This is a genomic window from Streptomyces sp. CRN 30, assembly GCF_034105845.1.
In genome coordinates this window covers 1-6,580 of sequence record NZ_JAVRHI010000250.1, presented here as the reverse complement: position 1 = coordinate 6,580, position 6,580 = coordinate 1, and the positions used below count along the sequence as shown (strand labels likewise).

Sequence of the window (6,580 nt, the reverse complement as noted above, 5' to 3'; positions counted from 1 at the left end):
ACAGGGACGTGCGACCGTGCACGACCAGGAACGCCCCGTAGGAGAACGAGAGCCCGGCCAGGGCGGCGACCACCACGGTCGCGTGCCAGGGCCGGGCTCGCGCCGTCCGTACCAGCGCCCGCGCGACGGGCAGCAGCAGCGGGAACGCCGGCAGCAGGAAGCGCGGTTTGCACGCGAAGAACCCCGAGCCGCCGACCGCGATCAGCAGCAGCACGCCCGAGTACACCAGCAGCACCAGCGGCGCCCGGTCGGCGACGAGCAGCGCGAACAGTACGACCGTCACCACCACGATGACCATCGCCATGGCGTACTCGACACGTCCCCCGTTCAGCAGCCGCTCCCCGGCGAACCGGACGGCGCTCACCCCCCAGTCGTACCGCGACCCCCACCCGCTCTGCACCGCGAAGTACCCGCCGAGCGGATCACCCGTACGCGACCCCACCCACAGCACGTAGCCGCACCAGCCGAGCGGCGCCAGCGCGGCGCCCGCCCACAGCCGGCGCGGCACGCCCCGCCCGCGCCGCCGCACCACCTCGCACACCGCCGCCACGAGCACCGCCGCCGCCACCGCCATCCCGTTCGGCCGGGCCGCGCCCGCGAGCGCCGCCAGCGCGCCGGCCCACACCCAGCGCCCGGTGAGCACCGCGTACAGGGACCAGGCCGCGAAGGCGGTGAACACGGGTTCGGTGTACGCCAGGGAGAGCACCACGGAGTGCGGGAGCAGCCCCCACAGCAGGACCAGGACGACCCCGACCCCGCGGCCGTACAGGTGGGCCCCGATCGCGTACAGCCCGCAGGCGGCGGCCGCGGCGGCCGTCCACGACACCAGGAGTCCCGCCCCGCCGCCGCCGATCGGCGCGATCTCGGTGACCGCCCGCACGAGCCCCGGGTACAGCGGGAAGAAGGCCAGGTCGTTGGCGACCCCGAACCAGGCCTGCTTCACCGTCCCGTACCCGTTCTCGGCGATGCCCAGGTACCAGACCGAGTCCCAGGAGCGCGCCAGTACGTCGAACGGGTCCCGGTCCGCGCCCCGGGCCAGCGCGACGACGGCGGCGACGCCGGTGAGCCGGGCGGCGAGGAAGAGCCCGAGGGCCTGCACGACCGCGGGCGGCCGCTCGGGCACGGAGCGGGCGCGGCCGGATGGTCGCCGGGCGCCCTCCTGAGCCTGCGCCGGGACGGTGCGGACAGAAGTCACACCCGGAACCATGCGTCCGGTAAATCGGATTTGCCAGCTTTACACGCCAGTAATGGCCCGAAATGTGTCGCTAGAAGGCCGTCTTGAGCCGCTTGACCGCCTCCTGCAACACCTCCACCTGCTTGCAGAAGGCGAACCGCACGAACGGCGCACCGGCCTCACGGTCGTCGTAGAAGACGGCGTTCGGGACGGCGACCACACCGGCCCGTTCCGGCAGCGCGCGGCAGAAGGCGAAGCCGTCCGGCCCGCCGCCGAGCGGCCGGATGTCGGTGGTGACGAAGTACGTGCCGGCCGGGCGGAACACCTCGAACCCGGCCTCCGCGAGCCCGGCCGCCAGCACGTCCCGCCTGTCCCGCATGTCCGCGCGGAACGCGTCGAAGTACGTCTGGGGCAGCGCGAGCGCCTCGGCCACCGCGTACTGGAAGGGCCCGGACGAGACGTACGTCAGGAACTGCTTCGCCGACCGCACCGCGGACACCAGGGCCGGCGCGCCCGTCACCCAGCCGACCTTCCACCCGGTGAACGAGAAAGTCTTCCCCGCGCTGCCGATGCTCACGGTCCGCTCCCGCATGCCGGGGAACGTCGCGAGCGGTACGTGCTCGGCGTCGTCGAAGACCAGGTGCTCGTAGACCTCGTCGGTGACGACCAGCAGGTCGCGCTCCACGGCCAGCTCGGCGATCGCCGCGAGCTCCGCACGGGTCAGGACGGTGCCGGTCGGATTGTGCGGGGTGTTGACCAGCAGCAGCCGGGTGCGGTCGGTGACGGCGTCCCGCAGCTCGTCCAGGTCCAGCCGGAAGGAGGCGCCCTCTTCGCCGACGTGCGGCCGGAGCGTGACCGGCACCCGCCGCGCGCCCGCCATCGCGATGCACGCCGCGTACGAGTCGTAGTACGGCTCCAGGGCGACCACCTCGTCCCCGGGCTCCAGCAGGGCCAGCAGCGAGGCGGCGATGGCCTCCGTCGCGCCCGCCGTGACGAGCACCTCGGTGTCGGCGTCCCACGACAGCCCGTACAGCCGCTCCTGGTGCGCCGCGACGGCCGCGCGCAGTTCGGGGACGCCGGGGCCGGGCGGGTACTGGTTGCCCCGCCCGTCGCGCAGCGCCCGCACGGCGGCCTCGCGGACCTCCTCCGGACCGTCGGTGTCGGGGAAGCCCTGGCCCAGGTTGATGGACCCGGTGCTGAGGGCCAGCGCCGACATCTCGGCGAAGATCGTCGTACCGAACTCGGCGAGCCGGCGGTTCAGCGGGGGACGTGCGGAGGTGCGGGCCTGGTGCGGGCTGGAGGTCATGGCCGCCATCCTGCGCCGAAGCTCTGGAGTTCCTCAACTCTGCTTTGGCCCGATGGGGCGGAGGGCATCACCGGTGCACGCAAGAAGCGGGGGACCGGTTCCGAGCCCACGGGGGGCCTCGGGGAGGACCGCTTCGGGGGAAGAAAGGTGGGTGACGCCATGGCTCTCGCGGTGATCGGCATCATCCTGGCGGTCGTCTGCGTCGTGGGGGTGGCCGTGGTGGCCGTCAACCGGAGCATGTCGCGGGCACGGGTGGCGGTGGCGTACGGGCGTCGTCCGGGCTCGCGGAACGCGCGCCGCCGCAGCTGGTGGGCGGGTGACAGCGGCTCCGGCTCGGGCTCCGGGTCCGGCGGCGGCTGCGGGTCCGGTGGCGGATACGACTCGGGGAGCTCCTCGAGTGACGGCGGTGGCTCGTCGGGCGGTGGACACTCCTGCGGCGGCGGGTCCTCCTGCGGGGGTGGCGGTGGCTGCGGCGGAGGCAGCTGACGGCCGCACGGTGACGCGTCAACGCGGTGACGCGGTGGCGCTGTCGGTACCGGCTGTGCGCGGCGCCCCGTCGGGAGGTGGGACCTTCCGGCGGGGCGCCCGGCGTGGGGCGAGGCGCTCGCCGGGGGCGTGTGCTGCGAGTCGTCCGCTGGGACCTGGGTGCGCGGGGAGGTGCTCACGCGTATCAGCGGGTAACCGGGCGCACTGGGAGCACTCCGACGTAGTGGGCGCACGCCCGGTTGAACAGTTGAGCTGGGGAGCCCTCGGGGGGATGGAACCCCTACGAAGATGGGTAAAAACGCTGTGGCGGCGCCACAGTTCATGATTCCCTATAAATCACCGACGCAGCCCCCGGACGTCCTCTCCCCAAAGGTCTGACCGGGCTGATCAGACCGAGACGGACGTCCCCATCCAACTGGCTGACCGGGCCATTGCCCGGGGCCGATCGGGGCGCGCCGGACCACTCCACTCTTTGCGTGCTTGCGGAGCCGATCCATGCTCACGACCCTGAACACCTCCTACACCGATACGAGTGCGGCCGACCTCGCCTGGGCCCTGGGCCGCGAGCCGCTGCCCGCGCTCGCCGTCCTCGACCTGGAACTCGCCGGTGCGCGCCTGCAGTTGAGACTGCTCGGCGCCTCGCACCAGGTGCTCCTGGAAGAGGAGAGGGGACTGTGCTCGGAGACCGTCGCGTGCATGCCGGGCTCCAGCACACCGCTGCCGCTCGGCGTGGCCAAGCGGGTCGGTGACTGGGAGTACGAGTTCGCCGCGCGGGTGGAGGTGCTCCCGCCGGGCTGCTTCGCGGGCCGCGCCCAGGAGCTGCTGGCCCTGGTCTCCGACCATCCGCACGGCCTCGCGGGCGTCTTCCCCGGCAGCCCGCACGCCTTCACCGCGATGCTCGCCCAGTGCCACCAGGGCCAGGTGCACTGGCGCACCTGGCACGCGTACCCGCAGGACGGCCAGCTGGTGGCCACCAGGACGCGGGCGGGGGTGCGGGTGCCGGCGGCGGTGTAGGGCGGTGCCGCGGGGACGACGGCGAGGCGGTGGCGGGACGACGGCGCAGGCGGCGGGACGACGGCGTGGTCGGTGGCGCGGGTCGAACGGTGTGCGGGCGGGGCGGGCGCTCCCCCCGCTGACGCCGTTGCTCCATACGGCGGTATCTCCACACGTGTGGGTGACGTAGTGCCCACCGGGCGTGACGTAGCGTTCCCAGCGTGATCGAGTCGCGCGCCCCCGCACCGCCCGGCGCTCCGACGCCGGGGAGCGGCGCGGGCGGAGGCGGCCGGGCGGGGCTGCCCGTCCGTCAGGGCACCGGCCGACTCGCCGTTCTGAGCTGCGTCTTCGTCTGCGCGGCCTGCGGACTCGTGTACGAGCTGGAGCTCGTCGCGCTCGCCTCGTACCTGATAGGCGACTCGGTCACCCAGGCCTCCGTCGTCCTCTCCGTGATGGTCTTCGCGATGGGTGTCGGCTCCCTCGTCGCGAAGCGGCTCCGCTGGTGCGCGGCGGCCGCGTTCGGCCTCATCGAGGCCGCCCTCGCCCTGGTCGGCGGCTGCAGCGCGATGGCCCTGTACGCGGTGTTCGCCTGGACGGGCGAGTGGGGCGGGATGTGGACGGACGGACCGAGCTGCGTCCTCGTCGCCTTCTCCCTCGCCATCGGCGTCCTCATCGGCGCCGAGGTGCCCCTGCTGATGGAGCTCATCCAGCGCGTCCGCCGCCAGGACGCGGGCGGCGCGGTGGCGGACCTGTTCGCCGCGGACTACGTGGGCGCGCTCGTCGGGGGCCTGGCCTTCCCCTTCCTGCTGCTGCCCTGGCTCGGCCAGCTCACCGGCGCCCTGCTCACCGGCGCGGTCAACGCGCTGGCCGGGGCCACCCTCGTCCTCGGCCTGTTCCGCGGAGACCTGCGCCACCGCTGCCGCCTGTGCCTCGTCGCCGTCAACGTCCTCGTCCTCGCGCTCCTCGCCACGGCCGCGGTGCACGTCGACGACTTCGAGCGGGCGGCCCGCCGGGCCGTCTACGGCGCCGACGTACGGGTCGTGCTGCGGACCGGCGTCCAGGAGGCCGTCCTCACCGGCGGCACGCACGGCCGGCCGCTCGCCCTCTATCTCGACGGCCGGCTGCGCTTCAGCAGCCGCGACGAGCGCCGCTACCACGAGGCCCTCGTCCACCCCGCGATGAACGGCCCCCACGCGCGCGTGCTCGTCCTCGGCGGCGGCGAGGGCCTCGCGGTCCGCGAGGTGCTGCGGTACCCGGACGTGCGCCGGGTCGACGTGGCCGGCGCCGACCCCGGTGTCCTCCGGCTGGCCCGCTCCGACCCGGCGCTCGCCGCGCTCAACGGTCACGTGTACGACGACCCGCGCGTCCACGTGCGCACCGCGGACGCCTTCGCCTATCTGCGCTCGGCGCCCCCGGCGGCGTACGACGTGATCGTCGCGACCCTGCCCGACCCGGGGATCACGGCCAACGCGAAGCTGTACTCGCAGGAGTTCTACGGCATGGCCCGCGAGGTCCTCGCACCCCGCGGCCGCCTCGTGGTGCACGCCGGTCCCGCGGAGGACCGGCCGCGCGCCTTCTGGACGGTCGACGCGACGATCCGGGCGTGCGGGCTGCGGACGACGCCGTACCGGGTGGGCGGGCGCGTGTCCGCGTTCGTGACGGGCCCGGACCGTACGGCGGGGGCGTCCCGGCCGCCACGGGACTGGGGGTTCGTCCTGGCGTCCGGACCCGCGGGCGGACGGCCGGACCCCGGCATGTCGCACGCGCTGCCCGGCGGCCCGCGCGCGCTGACGCGCGGTGCGCCGGCGGCGGGCGCCCGGCGGGCCGAGGCGACGCGCGTACGGGGCCTGCCGCCCTCGACGCTCGTGCATCCGCGGTACGCGGGGTGAGACGAGGGAGGCGCGGCGCGGGGAATCCGCGTATGTACGGGTGCGAGCGCGGGCGGCGTGGGTAGGCTCGGCTGACATGGAGCATGAGGTGTTCGTTCCGGTTCCGGCGGACCGGCTCAGGGCGGCCCTGTCCGATCCCGGACGCGTGGCCCGAGCGGTTCCCGGGCTCCAGCAGGAGGCGGGTGCGGCCCCGGTGGCCGGACGCCTGAAGGTGCGCGTCGCCGGGCACTCCATCACCTACCGCGGTGCCCTCCGCGTCGCCGAGCGGGACGACGGCTCCTGCACGGTGGAGGGCGACGGGACGGAGGTCCGCGGCAGCGGCTCGGTGAAGCTGCGCCTCACCGTGCGGTTCCTCGCGGCCGAGGGCGGCACGACCCTCGCCTTCACCGGTACGGCGACGGCGGACGGCCGGGTCGCGGACCTGCCCCCCGACGCGGTGTCCACGGCGGTGGCGCGGCTGCTGAACCGGTCCGCGGAGAACCTCGCGAAGGTCTCCGACGAGGACGCCGCGCAGCAGGTGCAGCAGGTGCGGCAGGAGCGGCAGGAGCAGCCGGGAACCGGGGCGTCCGCCGGGACTGAGCCGATGTCCGTGCCCGACGACGACGCCGAGGTCCCGCAGCCCTCCCCGGCCCCCGACGCGGAGACCGGCCCGGCCCCGGGCGGCCTCGCCGCGAGCGGCCCCGCTCCGGACGACTTCGCGGCCGGCGGCCTCGCCGGCCCGCCGGAGGAACC

5 protein-coding genes are annotated in these 6,580 nt (G+C 74.7%); 3 read left to right on the top strand and 2 right to left on the bottom strand.

Going from position 1 to position 6,580, the window contains the following annotated elements; genetic code table 11:
- Together UW392_RS26320 and UW392_RS26315 are read right to left on the bottom strand one after the other, a co-directional pair.
- Positions 1 to 1,195: hypothetical protein (locus tag UW392_RS26320; protein WP_414496700.1), on the bottom strand; the 1,195-nt coding region annotated here is incomplete at its 3' end.
- A gap of 70 nt (positions 1,196 to 1,265) precedes the next feature.
- On the bottom strand, positions 1,266 to 2,489 hold the full coding sequence (locus UW392_RS26315; RefSeq protein ID WP_320777608.1) for a pyridoxal phosphate-dependent aminotransferase: 1,224 nt from the start codon (positions 2,487 to 2,489) through the stop codon (positions 1,266 to 1,268).
- 972 nt (positions 2,490 to 3,461) lie between these two features.
- Here UW392_RS26315 and UW392_RS26310 point away from each other — a divergent pair.
- From UW392_RS26310 to UW392_RS26300, 3 genes are all read left to right on the top strand, one after another.
- Positions 3,462 to 3,980 carry a DUF2617 family protein gene (locus UW392_RS26310; protein ID WP_320777607.1) on the top strand — a complete coding sequence of 173 codons (519 nt, stop codon included), beginning with the start codon at positions 3,462 to 3,464 and terminating at the stop codon, positions 3,978 to 3,980.
- A gap of 200 nt (positions 3,981 to 4,180) precedes the next feature.
- A complete protein-coding gene (locus UW392_RS26305; RefSeq protein ID WP_320777606.1) occupies positions 4,181 to 5,848 on the top strand; it encodes a polyamine aminopropyltransferase in 1,668 nt (555 codons plus the stop codon).
- A gap of 76 nt (positions 5,849 to 5,924) precedes the next feature.
- Positions 5,925 to 6,580, top strand: a 656-nt coding sequence (locus UW392_RS26300) for an SRPBCC family protein (RefSeq protein ID WP_320777605.1), incomplete at its 3' end; no start/stop codon positions are given.

Bases quoted from the DNA above. Each gene is read 5' to 3' on its own strand.
- UW392_RS26310 (WP_320777607.1), top strand. From the start codon at position 3,462: ATGCTCACGACCCTGAACACCTCCTACACCGATACGAGTGCGGCCGAC.
- UW392_RS26315 (WP_320777608.1), bottom strand. From the start codon at position 2,489: ATGGCGGCCATGACCTCCAGCCCGCACCAGGCCCGCACCTCCGCACGT.